19 protein-coding genes are annotated in these 24,201 nt (G+C 40.2%); 9 read left to right on the plus strand and 10 right to left on the minus strand.

Going from position 1 to position 24,201, the window contains the following annotated elements:
• Window positions 1–16: 16 nt before the first annotated feature.
• Window positions 17–1,435, minus strand: a complete 1,419-nt coding sequence (locus C9I43_RS18035; RefSeq protein ID WP_107884996.1) for a DEAD/DEAH box helicase — start codon at window positions 1,433–1,435, stop codon at window positions 17–19.
• A 5-nt stretch (window positions 1,436–1,440) separates the two neighbouring features.
• The gene (locus C9I43_RS18040; protein ID WP_107884998.1) at window positions 1,441–1,980 is read right to left on the minus strand and encodes a VspR family transcription factor; all 540 of its coding nucleotides are present in this window, start codon (window positions 1,978–1,980) and stop codon (window positions 1,441–1,443) included.
• A gap of 131 nt (window positions 1,981–2,111) precedes the next feature.
• Here C9I43_RS18040 and C9I43_RS18045 point away from each other — a divergent pair, with 131 nt between their 5' ends.
• From C9I43_RS18045 to C9I43_RS18060, 4 genes are all read left to right on the plus strand, one after another.
• Window positions 2,112–2,318 carry a helix-turn-helix domain-containing protein gene (locus tag C9I43_RS18045; RefSeq protein WP_107885000.1) on the plus strand — a complete coding sequence of 69 codons (207 nt, stop codon included), beginning with the start codon at window positions 2,112–2,114 and terminating at the stop codon, window positions 2,316–2,318.
• A gap of 483 nt (window positions 2,319–2,801) precedes the next feature.
• Complete coding sequence (locus C9I43_RS18050) at window positions 2,802–3,800, plus strand: SMEK domain-containing protein (protein WP_107885002.1); 999 nt, start codon at window positions 2,802–2,804, stop codon at window positions 3,798–3,800.
• Window positions 3,797–4,027, plus strand: coding sequence for an ABC-three component system middle component 6 (locus tag C9I43_RS19260; RefSeq protein WP_107885004.1), 231 nt, complete (start codon window positions 3,797–3,799; stop codon window positions 4,025–4,027). The genes C9I43_RS18050 and C9I43_RS19260 overlap by 4 nt, the downstream gene beginning before the upstream one ends.
• Entirely contained in the window at window positions 4,002–5,735 is a 1,734-nt protein-coding gene (locus tag C9I43_RS18060) for a DUF2326 domain-containing protein (protein WP_107885006.1), read from the plus strand. Before C9I43_RS19260 ends, C9I43_RS18060 begins: the two co-directional genes overlap by 26 nt.
• A gap of 181 nt (window positions 5,736–5,916) precedes the next feature.
• On the opposite strand, the gene C9I43_RS18065 is transcribed toward C9I43_RS18060, so the two are convergent.
• Genes C9I43_RS18065 through C9I43_RS18080 form a run of 4 tightly spaced genes read right to left on the minus strand, consistent with a single transcriptional unit; the run spans window position 5,917 to window position 11,296 of the window.
• A complete protein-coding gene (locus tag C9I43_RS18065; RefSeq protein ID WP_107885008.1) occupies window positions 5,917–6,363 on the minus strand; it encodes a hypothetical protein in 447 nt (148 codons plus the stop codon).
• A complete protein-coding gene (locus tag C9I43_RS18070; protein WP_165870197.1) occupies window positions 6,356–8,158 on the minus strand; it encodes a tyrosine-type recombinase/integrase in 1,803 nt (600 codons plus the stop codon). The genes C9I43_RS18065 and C9I43_RS18070 overlap by 8 nt, the downstream gene beginning before the upstream one ends.
• Window positions 8,159–8,160: 2 nt before the next feature.
• Entirely contained in the window at window positions 8,161–10,188 is a 2,028-nt protein-coding gene (locus C9I43_RS18950; RefSeq protein WP_181317930.1) for a hypothetical protein, read from the minus strand.
• Window positions 10,181–11,296 (minus strand): tyrosine-type recombinase/integrase, encoded by a 1,116-nt coding sequence (locus C9I43_RS18080; RefSeq protein WP_107885012.1) that lies wholly within the window; start codon window positions 11,294–11,296, stop codon window positions 10,181–10,183. Before C9I43_RS18080 ends, C9I43_RS18950 begins: the two co-directional genes overlap by 8 nt.
• A gap of 893 nt (window positions 11,297–12,189) precedes the next feature.
• On the opposite strand from C9I43_RS18080, the gene C9I43_RS18090 reads away from it, so the two are divergent.
• From C9I43_RS18090 to C9I43_RS18100, 3 genes are all read left to right on the plus strand, one after another.
• Window positions 12,190–15,357 (plus strand): DUF3427 domain-containing protein, encoded by a 3,168-nt coding sequence (locus C9I43_RS18090; RefSeq protein WP_107885014.1) that lies wholly within the window; start codon window positions 12,190–12,192, stop codon window positions 15,355–15,357.
• Window positions 15,358–15,813: 456 nt separating this feature from the next.
• Window positions 15,814–16,497, plus strand: a complete 684-nt coding sequence (gene yjjG, locus C9I43_RS18095; protein WP_107885016.1) for a pyrimidine 5'-nucleotidase — start codon at window positions 15,814–15,816, stop codon at window positions 16,495–16,497.
• Window positions 16,498–16,704: 207 nt separating this feature from the next.
• A complete protein-coding gene (locus C9I43_RS18100; RefSeq protein WP_107885018.1) occupies window positions 16,705–17,391 on the plus strand; it encodes a MarC family NAAT transporter in 687 nt (228 codons plus the stop codon).
• A gap of 112 nt (window positions 17,392–17,503) precedes the next feature.
• On the opposite strand, the gene C9I43_RS18105 is transcribed toward C9I43_RS18100, so the two are convergent.
• Window positions 17,504–18,367, minus strand: a complete 864-nt coding sequence (locus tag C9I43_RS18105) for a YicC/YloC family endoribonuclease (RefSeq protein WP_107885019.1) — start codon at window positions 18,365–18,367, stop codon at window positions 17,504–17,506.
• A 537-nt stretch (window positions 18,368–18,904) separates the two neighbouring features.
• On the opposite strand from C9I43_RS18105, the gene rph reads away from it, so the two are divergent.
• Complete coding sequence (gene rph, locus C9I43_RS18115; RefSeq protein WP_076497122.1) at window positions 18,905–19,618, plus strand: ribonuclease PH; 714 nt, start codon at window positions 18,905–18,907, stop codon at window positions 19,616–19,618.
• A 142-nt stretch (window positions 19,619–19,760) separates the two neighbouring features.
• Window positions 19,761–20,402: an orotate phosphoribosyltransferase gene (gene pyrE, locus C9I43_RS18120; protein ID WP_107885021.1), complete on the plus strand. Its 642-nt coding sequence runs from the start codon at window positions 19,761–19,763 to the stop codon at window positions 20,400–20,402.
• Between the two features lie 158 nt (window positions 20,403–20,560).
• Here pyrE and folE read toward each other — a convergent pair whose 3' ends face one another.
• From folE to slmA, 3 genes are all read right to left on the minus strand, one after another.
• Window positions 20,561–21,211: a GTP cyclohydrolase I FolE gene (folE, locus tag C9I43_RS18125; RefSeq protein ID WP_076497120.1), complete on the minus strand. Its 651-nt coding sequence runs from the start codon at window positions 21,209–21,211 to the stop codon at window positions 20,561–20,563.
• A 269-nt stretch (window positions 21,212–21,480) separates the two neighbouring features.
• On the minus strand, window positions 21,481–23,454 hold the full coding sequence (locus tag C9I43_RS18130; RefSeq protein WP_107885023.1) for an alpha/beta hydrolase family protein: 1,974 nt from the start codon (window positions 23,452–23,454) through the stop codon (window positions 21,481–21,483).
• Window positions 23,455–23,588: 134 nt separating this feature from the next.
• Window positions 23,589–24,182, minus strand: coding sequence for a nucleoid occlusion factor SlmA (gene slmA / locus C9I43_RS18135; protein ID WP_107885025.1), 594 nt, complete (start codon window positions 24,180–24,182; stop codon window positions 23,589–23,591).
• Window positions 24,183–24,201: the final 19 nt, after the last annotated feature.

A 24,201-nucleotide genomic window follows, 5' to 3' on the forward strand; every position in this document is an offset into this window, starting at 1 on the left:
ATTTTGGACTAAATTCTTAAAACGGTGAATCAAAAATTGAAACAACTTTTTCTCTAAATCCACCTAAGAGTTCGAAAGATAATGTTGCCGAAATATTACTTTTTGCTTGTGATTCAATTCGATTAAAAAGATGTGGCTTTGTGAGTGTCGCAATGTTGATGCTCCCTAATTTAAATTCTCTAATATTAACAAGCTTTAACCCTGTCCCTTTAGTTTTGTTATGACTTGAATTATCTGGCGATAAAATAGTAACTATAGGCTTCTTAAATAATACTGGTATGTGAGGTATTTCCTCAGCTATACGGTTTGCAAACTCTACGAGCTTTGGCTCTGCGAAAGTATATAACAAAGCTTGCTGGTTAGCTGAATCACTAGTACGTAATATACGGCCTAAAACTTGTCTAAAATAGAGCTCAGTTTTTACTCTGCTGAGGTGACAACACACTTGTAAACGTGGGATATCAGTCCCCTCACTTATCATCCCAACACTGACAATCCAATTGGTTGTCCCATTCCTAAATTCATTTATTTTAAGCGAAGGAACATCTTCTTTATAAGTAACAATCTGAGCGGTTTCATTCAATTCGTTTTTTAACATGTTAAAGATATATTCAGCATGTTCGGTTGAGGATGCAACGACAAGTCCAGCTGCATTAGGATTAGAGCGCTTTATTACCTTAAGTTTATGTGTTGCTAATGCTAAAATATGTCTAATTGCGACATCATTTTTTATGATCAACTGGTATGAAATCGATGAGGCTTTAAATAAGTCATCTAAACAACAATATGTTTTTGTTTCGTTCTCTTCACTAGTAACTGAAATTTTATCATTATCAATTAATATAATTTCTGGAGTCCGACATACACCGTCGGCAACGGCTTCCTTTAGTCCATAAACATAGTCACACAAAATTTGACCATCTGGATCAGTATATCGAGATAATGTTATCGGTGCTTGATCTGAACGCCAAGGAGTCCCCGTCAATGCCAAGGTGTATTGCGCTTGATCTTGTATATTAAGTAAGATTTCTTCCCCCCAAGCATTAGCATCCTCTAGAGTACTGCCAGAACAATGATGGATCTCATCAAAAATTACCAATACCCGGTTTTTTTTTAGTAACTGCCAGAAATCTTCTTGAAAAGACAACATACCTTGATAAGTATAAGAACAGCCGACAGAGCCAATTACACCATCAAAGCGACATTCCAACCGTTGTGAAAATGTTTTTTGAATACCTTGTGAAATATTTACTGAGGGTGAAAAGCATAATACGAAATCGATAAGATTTTGTTCAAATAATTTGGCAGCGACTTCAGCAGCCATAATAGTCTTACCAGCCCCAGGAGTTGCTAGACAAAGGAAATGTCTTTGATTTGCATGAAAGTGCTTCAAAGCGCTATTGACACACTCTGATTGCCATTGCCGTAGTTGCATTAGAGTTACTTCTGTTGGTGTGCGAGAACAGATTTAATCGCTTTGATTTGACCAAGTAATTTTGAGCTATTTTCCCTTGCTAACATGTACATAAACTCAAGATGTTCTTTCATTTCAGGAAATGATTTGTATAGCTGCATATACTCTTCTGATTCACCAATACTGGTGAGTAAATCAATTTCTGATTCTTTAAGGCGTTCTTTTAGCAAATGAATTGGATCATGATCAGTTATATCCTGAAATTTTGATGAGGGTTTAGTACCTCCATTACGTTCATTTGTAACAAAAATTACTTGATAAAATTGCTCTGTTTTTTGATAAATGACGGTTTTCTCGTTCTCTTTATTAATCTTTTTTAACAGTCCTTTCTTAACCAGTCGAACTACTTGCCTATAAATAAACTTATAGCTTTCAATAACATTTTGGTCATTAGCTGAAGCCGCAATAAATGCATCTCGTAAATGCACTATTTGGAAATTATCAAAGCTCTCATGTTGGAGGATTGTATGTAATGTGGTGCATATTTTAATTGAAACTCTCGGCATATTTCTCTCGCAAGGGGCTACATATTACTCACTACTAGAAGTAGAAGAGCATTATAAATCAAATACGGATTATAATCCGTGGCTTTATAAGCCGCAACTTTGGATAGTCTTTATCTTTAACGAGATAAAAAATGAAAGACTTAGCAATCCAATTTGGCATGAAATTACGGAGCAAGCGCAAAGAGTTGGGCATTTCCCAAGATAAATTGGCGTTGCTAGCCGAGATCGATCGCAGCTATGCTGGGCGAATAGAACGAGGAGAAGTTAATATTACGTTGGAAAAGGCATATCAACTCTCAGAGGTGTTAGGGTGTGACCTAAGAGAGTTGTTACCCTAAATAGGGTAACCGTCAGCAAAAACATGTCGGCAATTGAAGATAGTATAGTTTTCATTTTGAAATTTACCTTTGAGTAAAAAGAGTTACGCTAGGAACCTAAATTGGTATGTCTATACTTATGGAAAACATAATTTGTCTTGAATCACGAAAGGTATTTCGAGTCGTGTTACATGTCGTAAAATAAATGGTACCCTCGGAGTTACAATTGGAATCAAATATGCTCTACTTTAGTAAGCTAGGTGCAGCGGGACTCAAGGATGCTGAATGACCAAACCGCACATTAGTGAACTTAATTTTTATTATTAAAGGTGTCACATAGTTATCTAACAATCATATCCAACACTTGCCCAGCAAATAAACTAGCTCTTGTGTTTAGAGATATGACCAATTGAAATGGGAAAAGCAGATATCAAAATACTCGGCCATTTAGCTATGACGCTGAAGAAAGAAGAATTATTTAGCTGGTAGGGGAAGAATATAAATATGCTTTACGACCGAAAAGAAACTATTGACCAAATCAGTAGAACTCTTTCCATATTGATGTGCGACATAAAACTGCACCAATCAATAAATGATTTTTCTATCAATATTCATGCAGAAGATTTTTTCAAGGATGTGATAAACAAGGTTCGAGGGGCTCACTTCGTTAATGCTAACTCATCCGGTAAAAATGAAGCCTACATTGATTTAGTTGACCACAACGCTAAAAAAGTCATTCAGGTTACAAGTACTGTTACCAAACAAAAGATTGATAATTCGCTTAAAATACTCTGTAATCCCACCTACAAAGGCTACACACTTGAAGTTCTTTATCTATTAGAAAAACCTAAAGATTTCAAAGAAAAATCTATTAATGAGTTCGAAAAAAAATATGGAATCAAAGATATATATCCTCATTTAAAAGATAGCGCAGACCTTTTAAACGAGATTAAGGCAATGGATGGCAACAAGCTCAGCGAGCTTTATCGCCAATATTTCACCGATTTAGAAGATAAGTATACAGACGAGATTACCCTGCAAATTATCTTTGCGCTGTTGCTCAAAGCGCAGAGTTCTGCTCGTGAGATCTACAATGACGACTTAGGTTCAATAGATTCTGACGACAAAATTGAACTCAATAGCCTTAATCCAAGAGTAACGTCCCACATCAACTTGGGACTGGATTACACATTGGCTATCTCAAACTTTGACGACCAAAGCCAAATTGGAGAACTGAGGAACCTCGTCGTTGATGGTTACTATGCTGATGTATTAAGAAAAAACCTCAGAAAGTACGCACAATCTACTGATTTGCAGGGTATGAAAGTGGCCCAGCTACACGATTTGGCAACTAAAAATAAGATATGCTTTAACAAAATACTATTTTTACTAAAAGAAGCTATTGAGTTAGCAATCATAAAAGTAGACTTCAATAGTCAGAGCGTTTCGTGGATAATCATCGCCTATTTTTTTGAGATATGTGATGTTGGGGTGAAACAATGATCTTGCCATCGAAAACAGTTAAGCCGATAGACTCTTTGTACTGCATATCCGCTTATGTCGTGAATATTATGAAAGAGGAAGAAGTCGAGTTCAACGACCTTCTAGACTTGGTAAATAAATCATACCCAAAACATGTGACTATTGAAAAACTGCAACAGTGCCTTGATTTTCTGTTCATAATTGGCAAGGTGGAGTTACAAAATGAAACTTTTAAAGCTGTATTCTGATAACCCAGATTTCAAAGAAATTATCTTTAAGCCAGGACTAAACATAGTCGCTGGTTTACAGTTAAGTTCTTTCGCCAAAGACAGCTACAACGGAATAGGCAAAAGCTCCTCCTTAAGCTTGCTTCACTTAATGTTTGGAGGGTCATTTGATGACAAGAGTCCAAGTGATGTAGGCTTCAAATCATTTTTGTCTAGTTATGGTACTATGCATTTAGATTTCATGGTTGGATCGGTTCCGTACATTATCAGTAAAAACTTCGCTGAATCTGCTTATTACTTAAATAATGAAAAGATATCAAAGTCTGCATACCCGAAAAAGCTTAGGTCGCTTATCTCTGCTTGTAATACATTTGATATGAACTTCAAACCTTTGTTTAATATGTTCGCTCGCCGTTACTTACCTGGTAGAAATTATTATGCTGGCGCACTCACTCAACAAGGTCAGCAACCTAATGACTACTATCAAATGCTATATAACTTAGTTTTGTTAGGTTTAGATACTTCATTAATCACAAAGAATAAAAAAATTGCTGAAGACATCAGAAAACTAAAGAATACTGAACAAGTACTTAACAAGCAGAAAGTCTTAATAAACGAATCTGATTTACTCGATTTAGAGGAAGAAAGGGATCGCTTAATTGAAGCTAAAGCTAACTTCATTATTGCGTTAAATTACGATGATTTAAAACATCAAGCAGATGAATTAACGCAAGAAATGGCTGTATATCGTAATAAAATATATACCAACGAAAAAGATATACGCAAAAGAATCATGACTCTTGATGCTAGCCGAGATGAGGCTATAGATATTGCAAAAATCACTGAAATTTATAAAGAGTCTGAGTTCCACTTCCCAGATAAAGTTGCTGTGCGTTTAAAAGATGCTCAGGATTTTCATATTAGAATTCAAGAAGCTAGGAAAGATCGTCTTAAAGACCAAATTTCTGAATTGCGTGAAAATAATAAGTATCTGCAAACAAAATTAGCAAATATAGAAGCAATGAGAGACAAAATACTTAAGGATTTGGATTCAAAAGGTGCATTGGAAGAATACAATTCTATTGGCGAACGAATTCGAACATTAGATGCCGATATAGCTGAATTGACTAGCTACCAAACTTTGCTCGCTAAATTTGAAAAAGATAAAGCCAAGTTGGAACTTGATAAAGCAACTGTCAAAGCGGAGTCAGTAAAGTACTTAGAAGAACAGAAGGTTAAATTAAAAGATGTGGAAACAAAGTTTAGGAGCTTTGTCAAACGTTTCTATACAGATCATGGTGGAAGGCTATCTGTAACTAACTCAAAAGATGCTCAATACCTTTATAATATTGAGCCTCATATACATAAAGATGGTTCGCAAGGCGTCAATGAAGTAAAAATATTTTGTTATGATTTGTTGTTGTTTTCTCTAAACCCAAACGCTTTAGGTTTCTTAGCGCATGACAGTTGTATTTTTTCTGGTATGGATCCAAGACAAAAAGCGACAATGTTTAAAGTAGTATTGGAGGCTGTGAATCAATCTGGACTTCAATATTTTGTAAACATGAATAAAGATACATATGAACAAATTCTAGGCAATGAGGGACTTGACGAAGATGACGAGTGTGTTTTAAATAACAACGAACGCGCTCAGATAATACATGGAACTGTTCTTGAACTGTACGATGCAGATCCTAAGCATACTCTTTTTGGGCGAACATTTGGTTAAGTTTTCCTAAATAAAGATAAGAGTTCACAATTTAAACGATAGTTAGAAAAAATGAGTTGGTGTAGTGCAGCTATCAACTCGCTTCTAAGTTGATAAATAGAAGCGTTCCGATATGAATATAGGCAACATCGCCATGACACTTTGGAAGTTACATTTGAACCCAGAGTCATCTCATATGATTCTATTGTTGAAGTCTATTAATTCTTGACTCTAAACGACGAACTTCCTTTTTTAGTTCATCACATTCGGTTTGGTAAATCGCGATACTTTCCAGCGCCATGTTACGCTGTATCTCCATATCTTTTAATTGTTTACGAAGATTGCGATTATCATCTCTAAATGTTCTTCTATGTTCGAGGGCTAATTCGCTTGACGCTAATCCTTCTCGAACATTTTTGTTGTGAGTTTCAATCGCGTCTCTTACATGTATATTCCAAGGGCTGTTTAATGCCATATTACTTTTAAGGCCAGCCCCACTCCATATTTCTTTAAATGACCAGGTTTGGGCAAATTTTTCTTTTCGTAGTCGTTCAATCTGCTTCCATAGTGCTTCGGTGTTTTTTTTCTTAGTATCTTCTCTATTTTGTAGCAGTCCATGCGAACTGCCTCTTGTACGGCCTTTATTCATTGTGCGCCTCTATTGTGATCAGTTGTTTTAGCAGGCTATCAATCTCCCTTATACGTTCATTTAGATGCGACACTTTTAAGGAGTCATTCTTGAAGAATGCTATAAGCCGTTTGTTCTCACGCATACGCCATTCAAGTGTGCGTCGTTTACCATTTGCAGGAATAATGGAGTTGTTGCAATCCGCTGGTCTGCAAGCAGACTTATTGCCAGCGCATAAAGACTTATTAGGTCTATATATACACAAACCATCATCTGTTTGTTCTATTAATGCTTTATTCGGAAGGCTCTGTAAAAATTTTATTCGGTCCTCTTTGCTCATTCCTCTAAACTCTTTCCGCAGTTTGTTAACCTCTTCAGAACCGCCGCCAATAATCGGTATCTGATTGGTGATTAGCTCCTCATATAGTTCTTCTGAGAGTGCGAATTTTTCTTGTTGCAGCTCGATGAAAAGGTTGGGATCGCCGTAAACCTTTGTCATTTCAATATCATAATGCTTGAGTTGGTCCTGTAACGCTTTTATCCCTAGTCCTTGTCTTACCATAATACGAGCAAACTTTTTTCTAAATTGATGGCTAGATAAGTGCCATAACTTGCCATTATGGGTTATGTGATGATATTCAACGAACTCCTTAAGTAATTGGTTCATTCTCATCGAAGATATGGGGTGAGAAAAGTTGAGCCTATTAGATGCAAAGAGAAATTCATGTCCGTTATCGTACCGGTTTCCAAGACCAGCTTTTATTTTATCTAATACCTCGCTAATAAAAGGTAATGTTTGCCACTTGTATGCAGTTGGAACGGCCTCTAGTTTGGTACTCTTGGAAATTACGAAGCTGATTACTTGCTCTTCATCATTATAAGTAATCGATTCTGTTACGAAGTTATTTGCGGATTCAATGTTCAAAACTTCATGTATTCTCATTCCTGTAAACATCGCGATAAGAATATACCCTGCGGCTAAAAGCCTACTCTGCATGCTCCTTATATCATTTCCATTCGTTATACCAAATTCCCCATATGGAAATAGTTCTTGGTAAACAGGTTTGTAATAATGATCACCGTTTTCTTTTTTTATTACTTTATATTTTCTGATTGTTTTGAACTTTTCTTTCGCTTCTCTTATATCAACAAGCTTTTGGTAACACTCAATCTGATCGGTGGCTTTTTCGTAAAGTTGTCTAGCTATGATGTCAGGCATTTCAATGGTTGTTTTCTCGAATCTTCCTATTGTTTTAGCTGCGTTCGCTCGTGACCATTCGGTTTCAGTTATTCCTTGCAGAAGCGATACTTTCAGTCCATCAATCAGCTTTGGGGATTGTATTTCGATATAGCTAAAGCCTTTTACTCTAGCCATTAATGTTCTATTGGTTAATTGTTTTGCTGCTATATGAGGCGTATTAATAATATCCTCTCTTAGGTTATTTACGTCTTCTTCAGTAATATCAGCTAAACGCTTTATACTGTATTTGTGCATGAATCTAAGTAGTGTTTTTAACCCGTATCGTTGGCCTTTTACTAAGGTCGATAATTTTGGATTGGTAGGTATCGGATCGATAAGCAGTGAGTAGGTATATGCTTTAGCAATATCTAAATACACTTCGTTGCCGAGACTGCACACAGTAGTTCCATCCTGAAAGGTAAATAGATTAAAGTTAAAGGTAACATAGGCCGCTCGTAACTCAGGATTTTCAGTACTAAAATCCCACTTATTATCGCGATAAAATGAGTTTTTCGATATCCGTATATTATCTAGAGTTAATATTGGTCTTGAAATGAGGGTTAGAATGTTATCCATGTTTACATATCCTTCGCTAAAGACCATTCAGGGAGTGGATTGTCTATTGCTTCGCTTTTAAGCCTCTCAACAATGGATTTGTTGTATTTAGGAAGAATATAAGTCTCCCACATATAGCGCTTCTCTGTAGTCGCTAGATGGTACTCTTTCTCATCAATCTCACCGATTGCGACCGCACTTTCATAGTAGTTTATAAAGCAAAAAAATTTTTTAATATCTAATGGTGTAATAACTAAATTCTGGCACCCAAGGCATACTTCTGTATCTGCACTACATGCAGTGTCATTACTCTGGTTTAGCACTGGTGAATCAAATGGGTTTTTACAGTGAGTTAAAACGTTTTCTTGAATGTTGGTAGGGATATCTGATTTAAACTTAAATGGTTTATCTGTGTTAGATGCAAGATCGACCAGCATTGCTTTCTGGTGCAGACCGCGCCTTGCTTTAAATATTGGATCGTTTAGACGCCTCAAGTAGTCGGATGTAGTTGCTGATCTTTTATGGCCCAATAGAGATTGCAGATAATTTAAATCTTCAGTTCTCAAATACTCTTGCCAAGCTAAAGTAGGCCTGAATAAACATCCTTTAAGTTCGATAATGTCCCCATCGTTAGAGCTGCGTAAATTATTGTCAAAGGCAAATTTTCTTATTCCTCTCTGAAATGATTTCATCGAGTGTACTTTAGGATCTAGATATCTGTAAGCATTTGTTATCCATAACGCTTTTTCACCTTCAGGCCTATAGGCTGCCGTAATGTTGATAACACGTTGTATTATGCGTATAGGCCAACTGTCTCCGCTACGCTCAACTGAAATTGTTTTGCCTCTTTTGTGAGAACGAAATTTGTCCCACCTAATGTGTTTACGATTAGGGTTTATTGGGTCTTGCTCTATACAATCAATTGTTAATCTATGTATTGTACTTGGGTTGAGTCCTGTACGGATAAGTAACATCAAATAGTATGGTGCCAAGTCATTTATAGAAACTCGATTTATTACGTTGTTTTCCTCATAGAAATCTTTGATCCAAGTAGGGTGGTGCTGTCGGAACCCAATATAAAATTTGGGGTGTTGTGACTTTATTTCATTATGATTTAGTGCCTTGCACTCAATTTTATTTTCCCAATACCATTGAAGATAATCTTTACTGGCCCAAGGTGTTTTAAACTTGATGGGCGCAGGCTTACCTATGTAGCGTGATATATAGTTTTCGCTAGCCCCAATTTTTTTATAAAAAGATTCTAATGCTTCGGCTCGTGATGTCGAGTACTCAGCTATTCCCATCGCGAATGATGTCCCCTTGGGCTTCTTGCTGATTTCTCCCAAACTTAGCCTTGCACACCCTAGGTGATTCTCCCAGAACCAGTGACAATATTCTTTGCTAGCCCAAAATGATCTAGTCTTTTTGTTTGGAATAAATGGTGCAATGTCTTCAAGGGGGGGCTCCTTACCTATCCATTTGGGGATGTATGAACTTTCTAACCGAGATGAAGTCGTTCTTAATTTTTTTACTACTAGATTTAAGATAGCCTTAATTTCCTCCTCACTATATCCTTCATGGCTGATTGTCATACTATTTGATTTTGGGAACATATTAAGCGGTAAGATAAAATCATCAGGAACTGAGTGATGATTTTTAAATTGTTTAAAAACTTTAGCCACACTCCGAAAAGTATTTCCAGCAATAGAATACTTAAGCCCTGAATGGTCTCTTAGCCACCGAGCATACTTTTTAAGGGTGAGGTGATTAAACATTGAAGGCGAGGTGATGCCTTCGCTTTTAGTAAACTTTAAAAAGGGTCTGATTCTTTCTTTCAATGATACCCTAGTTAAATGCCCGTGCGAATTCCGGTTCTTGTATATTGACCAACAACAAAGTGCAACAATACTCCTTGTTGCATACTGGAGCTCATTGTTGAAATTATAAGAGTAGATGACCCCCGTATTTTTACACTTTATTGAGAATTTTAAATCGTTATAGGCTCTTTCTTCATCCCTGGCTAACCTTGAAATGCTGACGTATTTACTCACTAATGGTTTCCTTAGCAATTTTGTCTATTTCGCGTTGAAGTGAATTATATGTGCCAGAATAAGCAACGAGAATGGCTGTATGGACGTAATACTCGCGTGTTGTTTCTTCGCTAGTATGTCCTAGTAACTTTGATAATGCTGTTAGGTCATGATTAAGTAGATAATGATAGGTTCCAAATGTGTGTCTTAACAAATGGGGATGAGCATGAACACCTATTTGTTTACTTGTTTTCCTGAATAGTTTTTGTATCCAATTAACACTTAAAGGATGTCCATTTTGAGTGATAAATAAAGTATCGCTCACAATGCTCCCTGCCTCTCTAAGTTGATCTAGTTGTTTTTCACGATCGATATCAACATACTCCCACAACTCAAAAAGAAGATCATTCGGGATCAGTATTACACGTGCTTTCTGCCCTTTACCTATAACACGAGCCGGTGTTGAATGGCCTCTAGTATTAACTTCAGGTAAATCCTTGAGTGGGAAATTACACGCTTCTGATACTCTTACTCCAGTTTGTAACATAAATGATGTAAGAAGAACGTTTCGTCTCTTAACTAAATGATTCCTAGAACCGGTTAACTCACCTACTGCTGATACGAAACTTAATGCAGCACCAAGCTGCAAGAACTTTATAGGTTCATTTATTGCCTTGGCATGATGTCCCTTTATCTTGTATCGCTTGCTAGCTGATTGTCTAAGGTTGTTTATTTCTTCCGGATTAAGGTTCGGACAATACCCTTTTTTAGATGCCCACAAGAGAAACCTGTAAGCACCAGATGCTCTTGAATGAACAGTATTCCACGATAATTCTTGGCCATTCTTTTTTTTATATTCACAGAGAGCATCAATGTAATAATCGAATATATTGTCATCAATTTCAGATAGATTCTCATCTATAGATGAGATCCACATTATGAATTCCTTGATGTGTTCAGCATTTGTTTGAAGGCTTTTAGCATTATTTTTGAGAGCTAAGCTTCGAAGGTACTCATTAATTTCCAAGCATGGAGATAAATTTGAATAAAATAACTGAGGTATGTTATCCCCTAGCCTAGAAACTCTTTTCAGTGAAGAAACATTGAAATTACAGCCAATTACTATCATTTTAGTACCTCATTATTTGTACCAATCTAAGTAATTTAAGAAACCGAATCAACACTAGTTGGTAATTCTAGTTTTTCTAAATATGATTCTGAATGAAATTATATGTTGGATCTTCACTTAAATTCAGTAATTTGACACTTTAATAAATGCATATATTGTTATTTTTTATAATCCTTACTACTAGATGAATTGTTTAGATTATATGTAATATTCAATATATATATGATACTTATGTGAGTCCTACTAACGCGGTAAACCTATGATAAAGACCTTCAATTTTTCCGCAGCTGCCTGTTCGCCACCGAGTGCATTCGACAGTGGGGGATACGTCTCATCCGGTGTTGCAATCGGTGAATGACCAGTGTGCTTTGCATTGCCAGTAGGTTGAACATGAGTAGTGATAGGTGAATTGTTGGCATTATCAGGCATAGATTGGGCTCGGAATATGTGTGCAAGCGGTGCGGTAAAGCCGTGAGTTTTCACCTCCGCGTGTCAAATCAGCGGCGGCAGTATATCTCAGCACGAAGGCTTTGTCGGTGGCAATTCACCATAGTAAAGGAACCACCCGTCATCTTACGCAAATGCTCGAACAGGATGATGTTGGATTGAGAGTGAGTTAAAGCCGACGCCGGCGGCCGAAGTACGAGGTACTTATTGCAGAGTGGCAAATAGCGGCAAGTTTACCTTGGTGTTGGATGCTCAATTATCAATAGCCTAAAGCGCTTTTGAAAGTGCTGCTGAGTCACTCATAGGTAATATGTTCCACTAAAGCCAAGCAGTATTAACTCCCTATCGAAAAAGACAAAACCATTTTACAAATCGTAATTTGAATCAAGTTGTTATGTGATATATTCGCTACAACTTTGATTGTTTGTCTTGGGGCATATCTGGCTATGGAACAGGTCGGGATTTACGAAAAGCTGATTACTCAACTTGTTGAGAAGCGCTTAGATAAGGACATATTTTTTGTTGGTGAAAGAAAACTTGAGGTTGCAGAGGCAAGTATCTGGCTCTCGCGTTTTCTAGCAAAAGTCATTGAATATGTCATTAACTCTGTTCCAGCAGGAGAGGATCAAGTTTTTAATCAGATCAGTTTGGCCAATCGGTTAGTGATGTGGCTCAAAGAGCATATTAACGATGATGATTTTATCAATGAAAACCTTATTGATAGTCAAGGCCGAATACTCACAGCACTTTTCAATAAACAAAACCCTATAGCGACGGATTTACCTAAATATACAGCAGCAATTTTTCCATTAACAGGGCTTACTCAGAGTGAGCTTTTTTGCGGTAGTAACGCGGGATTGTCTCTTGAAAGTGAGCTTAAACGTGAGATCCGATCGTCAGACAAAATCTATTGGCTGGTATCGTTTATCAAGTGGGCGGGTATTCGTATCTTCAAGAATGAACTTGAGGAATTTACACGCAGTGGTAAAGAGTTACGCATCATCACGACATCTTATATGGGCGCGACTGATGCTAAAGCCGTCGAGTTTCTAGCCAGTTTACCCAATACCCAAGTCAAATTAAGTTACAACACTAAACGTGAAAGGCTGCATGCAAAGTCCTATTTATTTCTACGAAATACTGGTTTTCATACCGGTTATATCGGTTCTTCAAATTTATCGCATTCTGCATTGACCAGCGGGCTTGAGTGGAACCTTAAGATCACTACCCAAGAAATTCCCCACATTATTGATAAATCACTCAGTACCTTTGAAACTTACTGGCAATCGAACGAATTTGAGTTATTTAACGGTGATGCGAACAGTAAAGAAAAATTAAGCAATGCGTTGAAAGAAGCGAGAGGTAGTGGCACTGAATCGAGCTCATTTCATTTTGACATTAAGCCATTTGCGCATCAGCGAGAAATTCTCGAACAGCTTGCAGCAGAGCGCAGCATTCATGGCCGTTTTAAAAATCTCATTGTCGCAGCAACAGGCACGGGCAAGACGATTATTTCCGCATTCGATTTTGCGCGATTTTATAAATTGTACCCAGAAGCCAATTTTCTGTTTGTTGCTCATAGGCAAGAAATTTTACAGCAAGCTCTCAGTGCTTATCGCGGTGTGTTAAAGAATAATCAATTTGGCGAGCTATGGGTGGCAGAGCATAAACCTAATAGTTACAAACACTTATTTGCATCAATCAAAAGCTTGAATCTGCAACTTGGTAACCTGCCATTAGCGGCTGATTTTTATGACTATATTGTTATTGATGAAGTCCATCACGTTGCAGCCAATAGCTACCGTGGGCTGCTAGAGCATTTTGAACCCAAGGTTTTACTGGGGCTTACTGCCACACCAGAGCGGCATGATGGCGTCGATATTCTGGCTGACTTCTGCGGTGTCATTGCCGCTGAAATACGTTTACCCGAAGCTATTAATCAACGGTATTTATGTCCATTTCAATATTTTGCGATCGATGATGAGACTGATCTTCGCAAGTTAAATTGGAGCCGTGGTCGTTATGACGTCGCTGAGCTGAGTAATTTATACACTCACAATGAACAACGCGTGACGCGCATTATTCGCAGCCTAGCTGAAACCGTAACTGATATAGACAATATTAAGGCGTTAGCCTTTTGTGTAACCAAGGAACACGCCGAGTATATGGCGAAGAAGTTTAATTTGGCGGGGATAAGCGCGGATGTGCTGACCAGTGATCATCGCTCTGAACGGCAACAAAAGCGGCAGAGCTTAGTCACTGGTAAATTATCCATTTTGTGTGTGGTGGATATTTTTAACGAAGGTGTCGACATTCCAGAAGTGGACACCTTGTTGTTTTTACGGCCAACGGAAAGCTTGACCATATTCCTGCAGCAACTTGGCCGTGGCTTGCGTCTCACCGATGATAAGCAGTGCTGCACAATATTAGATTTTGTCGGTAACTCACGTGATGAATATGATTTCTCACAAAAATTTAGAGCGTTAGTCGGTAAAACCAATCAGTCGATAAAAGATGAAATTCTGAATGACTTTCCGCATCTACCTCTTGGCTGTCGAATCGAGCTTGAAGAAAAAGCGCAGTCGATGATTTTGCGTAATATTAGCCGCGCTACGCTCAATGCCAATCGATTAACCAGTCTAATAGCAAACTTTAAGCATCAGACTGACTTGCCGCTCACGTTAGGCAACTTTTTACGCATGAACCCGCAAGTGAGCTTGGAAGACATTTATCGCATAAAGATTAATGGCCAAAGTGGATGGACCTTGTTAGTCGAGGCTATGCAGGGTCATCAGATTGCTGAACCTACAGCGCGGTCCAATTTAGCCAAAGCCTATTATCGCGCGATTAACTTTCACTTACTCAGTTGTACTTCACTATCCTATTTAATCTTTATCAAACAGTTATGCCAAAATGATTTTGTCTTTAATGGGGTGGATCCTATACAAAATCAGTTTGCCTTGATGTGTCATTACAACTTTTGGGAGCAATCAGGCACGACATTAAACGTTACCAGCTTAACGATGAGTTTGCAGATGCTACGCAATAAGCCGTTGCAGGAAGAGTTATTAGCTGTATTGGCGATACTGATTAACCGGATACACCATCAAGAAATAGATTTGAAATTACAACGACCCACTGCTTTGAAAGTGCATTCTCGTTATACTCGCGAGCAAATTTTAGCTGCGGTGGGTGCAAGCACATTTGCAGCTAAATCGCCTTCAAGGGAAGGTGTGCTTGCGATTAGTGAGCAAAATCTTGAGTGCTTATTTGTGACGTTAAACAAATCAGAGAAGCAGTTTTCACCGACAACCATGTATCACGACTATGCAATTAGCGAGCATCTGTTTCACTGGCAATCACAAAATAGTGCACGGCCAGAACGAGGTCGGGGTCTAAGCTATATTGAGCAACAAAAGCTGGGAAAAACCGTGCTGTTGTTTGTGCGAGAGCAATCAAAAGATGAAAATGGCCGCACTATGGGATTCGTGAATTTTGGCAAAGTACATTATGTCAGCCATAACGGTTCACAACCCATGAACATCACATGGCGATTAGAGCTACCAATACCTGATGTAATGTGGCATCACGCCGCTAAGTTAGCGGTAGGCTAAATGTTATTTTTCAACTAATTCCTCAAAACGCCATAAATACACTTATTATATCGGCCAATTATTTCGCTGCGGATAAACCGCTCAAATGCCATATTCGAGAAAGGATTAGTGGATAACATGGCTTGCAGAAGTGCGGGTTATTTGTTGTCCTAGATTGGCGCATGATCCCTTTAAGTCACACCGAGATAAGCCGTATGAAAATGGTCATTTCTGGCTTAACAGTCTGTTTAAGTTCTAATTTTAGGTAGTTCAATAGTCCATTTGATTTTCGTGGTTATCATCCCTTGCGATGCAAGGTAGACTATCGCGTTTGCCGATGAGTATCGTGTGTTGAGGCGTTAGGTTAAATCCAGTGTATTTTTACCGCAAATCTTCATTTAAAAAATATCGTAACTGCTGAATTGTCGTTGTGTTACCACAGGGCGGCACCTAGAGTTTAGCCAGAAAGAGAAACCTATGTCCTTGCCATACCAATGGATTTTGTTTGATGCCGATGAAACCCTATTTTGTTTTGATGCTTTTGCTGGGCTTAAGCTTATGTTTCAAGGCTTTGGCGTGGATTTTACTCCAGCCGATTTTGATGAGTATCAGCTAGTCAACAAACCGCTTTGGGTCGATTATCAAGATGGCAAGATAACCGCTGCTGAGTTGCAGACCATACGTTTTGAGCCTTGGGCCGCCAAATTAGCCGTCACAGCATTAACACTCAACAGTGCTTTTTTATCGGCGATGGCCGAGATTTGTGCGCCGCTACCTGGAGTGCGTGAGTTATTAGCCGCACTGCAAGGTAAAGCCAAATTGGGTATTATCACTAACGGTTTTACTGAACTGCAAACCGTGCGATTAAAGCGCACAGGCTTACAGCATCATTTTGATATTTTGGTGATTTCAGAAAATGTCGGCATAGCAAAACCCGATGTGGGTATTTTTGAGCACGCACTTCACTTGATGGGTAACCCTGCGCGCAATACCGTGCTCATGGTCGGTGATAATCCACACTCAGATATTCAAGGCGGTATTAATGCGGGTATTCATACCTGTTGGTATAACGTTCATGACCATCAGGCGCCAGCGGGCATAGCCCCACATTATCAGGTTAGCTCACACCATGCGCTGCAGAGCCTTTTACTTGGTGCATAAATGAGTATCAAAGTTAATATTCATATAGTTGCTAAGTCAGTCAGTTAACTCTTCATGGGTCTGTCGTTATACTATCGATTTGCATCAACGCGGCTTCAAAAATCGGGTGAAATGACTTTGATATTTTCTGCTAGATTTGTTGGGTATAAGATGCGATGCCATTAGGCATTTATTATTCAGTATTGACCGTATTATTTAAGGGATAACATGTATTTTCAAGTCGTGACTTTGGCTTTATTGGCACTACTGCCAATGGTTAATCCGCCTACTACCGCCACCTTATTGCTAGGGTTGAGTAAGGGAATGTCGCGGGAACATGTGCGCCAACAGGTAAATTTAGCGGCTATTTACCTATTTTGTAGCCTGTGTATTTGCTTTTTTATTGGTTCTTCAATCTTAGAGTTATTCAGTATTTCGATTCCTGGTTTACGTTTAGCGGGCGGACTGATTATCGGTTTTATTGGTTTTAGGATGTTGTTCCCTGCACCAACAGAGGCCAATAATGTAGATATTAATCAGAGTATTGCTTTTGTTCCGCTGACTATGCCCAGTATGTGTGGACCCGGTACAATGGCATTGGTGATTAGTGGCGCTGCACAAATTGCCGCATTACCGGATGAATACAGCCGTTTTACCCTTTATAGCGGTATGGTGACAGCTTTTGCTTTAATGAGTCTTATTAGTTGGGGCGTGCTAAAACTTGCCGATCCGGTTTGTAAAGTCCTTGGCGCTACTGGCATTGATGCCATGACGCGGATCATGGGCTTTTTGCTGGTCTGTATGGGAATGCAATTTTGTATTAATGGCATAAAAGAAGTCGCACAGGATCCCGCTTTCCATACACAGGTGATCCAACAAACAACACCTACAACGGAAAATACCCCTACGCCATAACTGATAGATTCTCGGCAATTCACCGAAAATTATAGAAGTTGAAAGCGTTAAAAAAATGCCCTGATTTATCAGGGCATTTGAGTATGAGTCATAGGTTCAAAACAGAATAAAATTATTCTACGTTTTGGATCTGCTCACGCATTTGCTCGATTAATACTTTAAGTTCAACGGCGGCTGAGGTGATTTCGGCGCTGATAGATTTAGAGGCGAGCGTGTTCGATTCGCGGTTAAATTCCTGCATCATAAAATCTAAACGGCGACCTTCGCTGCCGCCTTTTTTGAGGATGCGGCGGGCTTCGGTTACGTGGGCTTCTAGGCGATCCATCTCTTCGGCAACATCTTGTTTCTGTGCCAGTAGCACCATTTCTTGCTCGATACGGGCAGGATCAAGTTCACCTTTGATTTCGGCAAGGCGGTTGGTCAACTTTTCGCGTTGATATAGCATCACAGTAGGCATGTGCTCACGTACGACGGCGATTTGCTCGCTCACACCCTCTAAACGGCTTAATAACATGTCTTTGATGGCTTCGCCTTCACGGCCGCGGGCTTCGATAAATTGATCGATAGCTGCATCGAAAGCGGTCATCAGATCGGCGCCTATGGCATCCATATCCTGTTCACCGCTTGCTAGCACGCCCGGCCAGCGCAGGATGTCGGTAAGATTGATATCACCTTGACCCGCTTCTTGCTTGAGCCAATTGGCGGCGCCTAATAACTGTTTGGCCAGCGCTTGGTTCAATTGCAGCTCGTTATTGCTGCTATCTGCCAGTTCGTAGCGCAGATTAACTTCAACTTTGCCGCGGCTTAAACGTTTACGTAGACGATCGCGTAGTACAGGTTCGAAACTGCGGAATTGCTCGGGTAAACGTAGATAAGTTTCGAGATAACGTTGATTGACTGAGCGAATTTCCCAGGAGGCAGTGCCCCATTGTGCTTTGTGCTCGATACGAGCGTAGGCTGTCATGCTTTGGATCATGGGTTGTCCTAATGGTTTAATCGTCATAATGAGAGCCGATTATAGAGTCAATGGCTTTAGGATTAAAGGCATACAGCAAATATACCCAAGCTACCTGAAGATACGAGTTTCAGAGCGCCTAGGGTGCTTCAATTCAAGGCGCAGCAATGACAGAATGTCGGCTACCTTTTGAATTGATGCAACACGGAAGTGAAGTGCCCTAGGCGTTCCGTCCCGGCGGCTGATGTTAACCACGGGGTAACGCACTTTATGCTGCGTTGGTTATTTTTAACTTAGTCCACTAGGTCCGCAAATAACCGCAATCGCCATGGATGGCGTGAATGCCATTTATGCAGGAGCAATAAATGGCCTTGCCTAAAGTGCGTTAAACTCCCGCTGAATTCTGCATCTTCAGGTTGTTTGGGTATAAGGACACGGATTAGGCGTTTGAGTGTGATGAGTTTGCCAGAGAATCACCCTAAGCATGGCATCCTAAGGCGCAAGCCCCTATAATATGCAGCCAAAATCGGTCAATGACTCAGAATACAGGAATCTCGCATGCGTCCAAGTAACAGAACGCCAGCACAAACTCGTCCCATCACTATTACTCGCCAGTTTACGGCCCATGCCGAAGGTTCTGTGTTAGTGGAATTTGGCGAAACGAAAGTGCTTTGTACCGCCAGTTTTACTGAAGGTGTGCCACGTTTCCTTAAAGGTCAGGGTCAAGGCTGGGTGACGGCGGAATACGGCATGTTGCCACGCTCTACCCATAGCCGTATGGATCGTGAAGCCGCTCGCGGTAAGCAATCTGGCCGTACGCAAGAAATTCAACGTCTTATCGGCCGTGCTCTGCGCGCTTGTGTGGATATGAAAGCCCTAGGCGAAAACACGATCGTGATCGATTGTGATGTGATCCAAGCTGACGGTGGCACGCGCACCGCTTCTATCACTGGCGCCTGTGTTGCTCTAGTCGATGCATTGAACTGGGCACGCGGTAAAGGCATCATTAAATCTAACCCGCTGAAATTCCTCATTGCTGCAGTCAGCGTAGGTATTTACAAGGGTGAAGCGATAAGCGATCTAGAATATATTGAAGATAGCGCCGCTGAAACTGACATGAACGTGGTGATGACTGAAACGGGCAAGATTATCGAAATTCAGGGCACCGCTGAAGGCGAGCCATTTAGTCACGAAGAATTACTCGAACTGTTGGTTCTCGCCAAGAACAGTATTCGTGAAATTGTTGATGTGCAAAAAGCCGCATTAAATTAAGTCTGTTGTTATTAAGCCCCGTCATGGGGCTTTTTATTAGCTGTAATTTTTTAGTTGTAGCAAGATATGTATATGAAGCAAGCCCTATATCTAATAAAAATCACCAATAAAAATATCAAGTAGAAAATCGTAAGGAGAAAGTGTGAAAGCCTATCAACGTGAGTTTATTGAATTTGCCCTAGAACGTCAGGTGTTACGATTTGGCGAATTTACGCTTAAATCGGGCCGTATCAGCCCTTATTTTTTTAATGCGGGTTTGTTCAATACTGGCCGCGATCTAGCGCGTTTAGGCCGCTTCTATGCTGCTGCGTTAGTGGATTCTGGCATTGATTACGATTTGCTGTTTGGCCCCGCTTACAAAGGTATTCCGATTGCTACCACGACGGCGGTTGCTCTGTGTGAACACCACGATATCGACATTCCATACTGTTTTAACCGTAAAGAGAAAAAAGATCATGGCGAAGGTGGCAGCTTAGTTGGTAGCGAGCTTAAAGGCCGCGTAATGCTGGTTGATGATGTGATTACTGCCGGTACTGCGATTCGTGAGTCGATGGAAATTATCGAAGCCCATAAGGCACAATTAGCGGGCGTGTTGATTGCATTAGACAGACAAGAGAAAGGCAAGGGCGAGCTATCGGCGATTCAAGAAGTTGAGCGTGATTTTGGTTGCGGTATTGTAGCTATTATTAAATTAGCCGACTTAATCAGCTATTTGTCTGAAAAACCTGGCATGGAAGTGCAACTTACCGCTGTGAGCCAGTATCGCAAGCAGTACGGCATTTAAGCGGTAATTTTTTATTCACCTTGAGCCACTTAGCATGATGAAGTTAGGCTCAATAAAAACGCTGCCTTCTTTATAAAAGAATCGCAGCGTTTTTTATTCATGCGTTTTGATTGGTGCGGATTTAGACAGGCTTTAAATCGTCTTAAGCTTCAATGCTCTTATTTAGACTGATGCAAAAACTCGGCACGGGTCGCAGGGTTTGATTTAAACACACCGCCAAGTGCTGTGGTGGTGGTTGAGCTGGTGGAATCCATCACGCCGCGGGATTTAACGCAGTAATGCACCGCATCCATTTTTACCGCTACGTCTTTGGTTTCAAGCAAGGTTTGCAGCGCGACTAACACTTGTTGAGTCAAACGCTCTTGCACTTGTGGACGTTGGGCAAAGAAACGCACGATACGATTAATCTTTGATAAACCAATGATTTTTTTGCGTGGCAGATAAGCGATGGTCGCAGTGCCATCAATGGTCACTAAATGATGTTCGCAGGTGCTGGTGAGGCTAATGTCTTGCACGCGCACCATTTCATCGAAGCCCATTTTATTGTCGATAACCGTGATCTTAGGAAAATTCGCATAATCTAAGCCGGAGAAGATTTCGTCGACATACATTTTAGCGATACGGCGCGGTGTATCGGCAAGACTATCGTCTGAAAGGTCCAATGACATTAACGTCAGGATTTCTTTCATATGATGTTCAATTTTGTCTTTACGTTCTTCACTGCTGTAAACGCTTGGGAGCATTGGGGTTTCAAGTCCACGTTCTGATAATGCGGCTTGTACTTTTACTGCTGCTTCACTTAATGACATCTTATCCTCCACTACTTTGTAGCGGCTATAACAGAAAACCTATGCTGAACAGTATGGGGTATTTGGGCTGTCCTGCACTAGATACAAATTATTGTTATTCTCGCTAGAGCAAGAATAGGCTGATGAGAATAGCGCGAATAGCGGCTGATTCATACCGAAAAACGTTCATCGCAAACATGAAAAAGCCGATAGACCTTATCGGATATCGGCTTTAAATCTACTGTGGCTAATCTTATTCAACGATAAACGTTGGCTAACGTCGCCGAAGTTTACAGTGTTAGATTTGTTTTTAGGAAACTCAGCATCTTTTCGTAGTATTTTGCTCTGTGTTCATCGTTATAAAAACCGTGGCCTTCATTGTCCATCACCAGTTTTTGGTACGGATATTGGTGAGCTTTTAAGGCCTTTTCGAGGGATTCTAGTTGCTCAATTGGCGCTCGCTCATCTTCGCCGCCATGAACCAGTAGCAAGTTCGCTTTGAGTTTATTGACGTTTTCAGAAGGAGACATTGCTTTGAGCACCGCTTCATCTTGCCCTAGTACTTCTTTGAGATAGCTTGTCCCTGCACGTCGACTGGCGACATCGCCTTCATTAAACATTAATTCTAAATCGTATACACCAGCTACACCTACCGCGCATTTAAACATATCCGGTGCAAGTACGGCGCTCTGTAGCGCGCTATAGCCACCAAAACTGCCTCCTACAATACAAATACGCTCTTTATCGGCAAAGCCTTGATCAATGACATATTGAGTGGCATCTATAATGTCGTATTGTATTTCAGAGCCCCACTTTTGATAGCCAGCATGCTCGAATTGTTCGCCGTATCCGCCAGAGCCACGGAAGTTAACCTGCAGAACCGCAATGCCTTGGCTTGCTAAATATTGGTTTTGTGGATCAAAGCCCCACCAGTCACGGATACCATGTGGACCACCGTGCGGATTGACCACTAATGGTAGGTCTTTAGCTTCTTTACCAATGGGAAGTGTTAAATAACCATGGAGTTTTTTACCATCACGACTGGTGAAGCTGATAGGTTTAACCTCGGCCATCTTTTCTGGGTCGAGCCAGTTTCTAGCGGCGGCAAGATGTTCGAGTTTGAGTTTTTTCGTATCGAATATGTAGTAATCGCCTGGGTTACGATCATTAAATGCAAGTACGATGAGCTTTTCTGCATCTCGAGTTTCGCTCACGATGCGTACTTGATGGCCGGGCAGCGCACTTAACAAATCTTTTAGCAATTTAGCGTGCGAATCTTCATTATCAACAAAGGCATAGCTAGGATAGCCATTTTCGAATTCGACAGCGTAAAGTTGCTTATTAGTGCCGTTAATCCAAAAGTTGCTGGGATCAACGATTTCATCTTGAATAATTTCAGTTTTATCACCTGTTTCGAGATTTATTTTGTATATACCTAAGGTTGTACCTTGTGAGCGTCCTGCGGCATAAATCGTATTCTTTTTATCGGTGAATGAAAGTGGGCTAAAGTCTGTAAGGTCTAAATTTAATTTATCGGTATTTATCCATTTACCTTCTTTACGGTAGAAGACTTTGGTGGTGTTTTTACTGTCTTCACCTGCAACGAAACGAACCTCTCCATCATGATCGGTCAGAAAGCGCGCCTGGCCTATCGGTGAGCCCGTAATGCGTTTGCGCGTACCATTAAATAGGTCTACGCGATAGACATCCTGCAATAACTCAACATCAAGATTTATTTTGTCGTTCCATGGGATGACGTTAACGAGCATATAACGCTCATCATCTGGCAACGGGTCGAGGATAAAGGCACTTGCTCGCATCGGGGTATTTTTCTTGATATTTGAACCCGTTTGTTGCTCGCCACTATTGTAACCAAAGAGGTAAGCTTTACGTGAACCATCGGCATTAACCGCCAGTAGTTCACCATAATAAATGGGGGTGTCCTGCCAGCCTTTTAAGTATTCTTTTGCTAGCACCAGTCGCTCACTATTGGCCCATTCATAAGTGCCTACCTGAGCATTACTGGGGAAGTGAATCGCATTAATCAGTTTTTTTGTTTGAGCATCCAATACTAAGAGAACTTTTTTACCTTCAACATGGGTAATCGCGCTTAGGTACTTGCCCGTGGGCGAGATTTTTACATTTGAGTATTCATCACCTTTAGTGAATAACTGTGCCTGTGATAGGGCATTAGCTGTACATGTTGAGATGGGTAATATTGATAAGCAAAGCGCTGCTAAAGCAGATAATTGAAAGAGTTTCACCTGACATCCTTGTAAACTATTTGTAACTTTTGTTTTGTAAATGTATTTCTAGGATAAAACAAAAGTCATAGTGAGACAAGGAAAGTAAACTAAAAAAAAGGACGGTATTTACCGTCCTTTATGCTGAAAAATCATTAGCTTTGTAATAGTTGGTGTTGGATGAAATGCCATTGTTCATCGAAGTGTGTAGTCGGTTTTAGTTTGAATTCACTGCGTACAAATTGGGCAATTCTACCTTCGGCAAAGGCTAACAGTAAATTAGCCAATATGGCTTCATCTAGGTTAAAACCTTTACCCTCGCGGAGCATTTTTTCACGCAATATTTGCTTCAATTGAGTTTCAATTTTGGCAAATAAGCTGCTGATCCGGCTCCGTAGACGTTCATTTTCACCCAGCAATGCATCACCGTTGAGAACGCGAGAAATGCCAGGGTTACGTTCGGCAAAAATCAACAATAGTTGCAATACCAACTGGCAACGTTTCATGGTGTCTTTCTCGTCATCCATGATTAAGTTGATGCGCGATAATAACGACTCTTCGATAAATTCAATCAAGCCCTCAAACATCCGCGCTTTACTGGGAAAGTGGCGGTAGAGTGCGGCTTCCGATACGCCGACTTCTGAGGCCAGTTTCGCGGTGGTGATCCTTTGTCCCGGGTGGGTTTCTAGCATCTGCGCTAGGCATTGTAATATGTGTTCACGACGATTAATTTTTGGGCTTACAGCCATTACAGTATCCTTGGCTCAA

Source organism: Shewanella morhuae (assembly GCF_003028295.1).
GTDB lineage: Bacteria > Pseudomonadota > Gammaproteobacteria > Enterobacterales > Shewanellaceae > Shewanella > Shewanella morhuae.

Excerpts from the sequence above, each read along its gene's own strand:
- C9I43_RS18035 (WP_107884996.1), bottom strand. The coding sequence starts at position 1,435 with ATGCAACTACGGCAATGGCAATCAGAGTGTGTCAATAGCGCTTTGAAG.
- C9I43_RS18040 (WP_107884998.1), bottom strand. The coding sequence starts at position 1,980 with ATGCCGAGAGTTTCAATTAAAATATGCACCACATTACATACAATCCTC.
- C9I43_RS18045 (WP_107885000.1), top strand. The coding sequence starts at position 2,112 with ATGAAAGACTTAGCAATCCAATTTGGCATGAAATTACGGAGCAAGCGC.
- C9I43_RS18050 (WP_107885002.1), top strand. The coding sequence starts at position 2,802 with ATGCTTTACGACCGAAAAGAAACTATTGACCAAATCAGTAGAACTCTT.
- C9I43_RS19260 (WP_107885004.1), top strand. The coding sequence starts at position 3,797 with ATGATCTTGCCATCGAAAACAGTTAAGCCGATAGACTCTTTGTACTGC.
- C9I43_RS18060 (WP_107885006.1), top strand. The coding sequence starts at position 4,002 with ATGAAACTTTTAAAGCTGTATTCTGATAACCCAGATTTCAAAGAAATT.
- C9I43_RS18065 (WP_107885008.1), bottom strand. The coding sequence starts at position 6,363 with ATGAATAAAGGCCGTACAAGAGGCAGTTCGCATGGACTGCTACAAAAT.
- C9I43_RS18070 (WP_165870197.1), bottom strand. The coding sequence starts at position 8,158 with ATGGATAACATTCTAACCCTCATTTCAAGACCAATATTAACTCTAGAT.
- C9I43_RS18080 (WP_107885012.1), bottom strand. The coding sequence starts at position 11,296 with ATGATAGTAATTGGCTGTAATTTCAATGTTTCTTCACTGAAAAGAGTT.
- C9I43_RS18090 (WP_107885014.1), top strand. The coding sequence starts at position 12,190 with ATGGAACAGGTCGGGATTTACGAAAAGCTGATTACTCAACTTGTTGAG.
- yjjG (WP_107885016.1), top strand. The coding sequence starts at position 15,814 with ATGTCCTTGCCATACCAATGGATTTTGTTTGATGCCGATGAAACCCTA.
- C9I43_RS18100 (WP_107885018.1), top strand. The coding sequence starts at position 16,705 with ATGTATTTTCAAGTCGTGACTTTGGCTTTATTGGCACTACTGCCAATG.
- C9I43_RS18105 (WP_107885019.1), bottom strand. The coding sequence starts at position 18,367 with ATGATCCAAAGCATGACAGCCTACGCTCGTATCGAGCACAAAGCACAA.
- rph (WP_076497122.1), top strand. The coding sequence starts at position 18,905 with ATGCGTCCAAGTAACAGAACGCCAGCACAAACTCGTCCCATCACTATT.
- folE (WP_076497120.1), bottom strand. The coding sequence starts at position 21,211 with ATGTCATTAAGTGAAGCAGCAGTAAAAGTACAAGCCGCATTATCAGAA.
- slmA (WP_107885025.1), bottom strand. The coding sequence starts at position 24,182 with ATGGCTGTAAGCCCAAAAATTAATCGTCGTGAACACATATTACAATGC.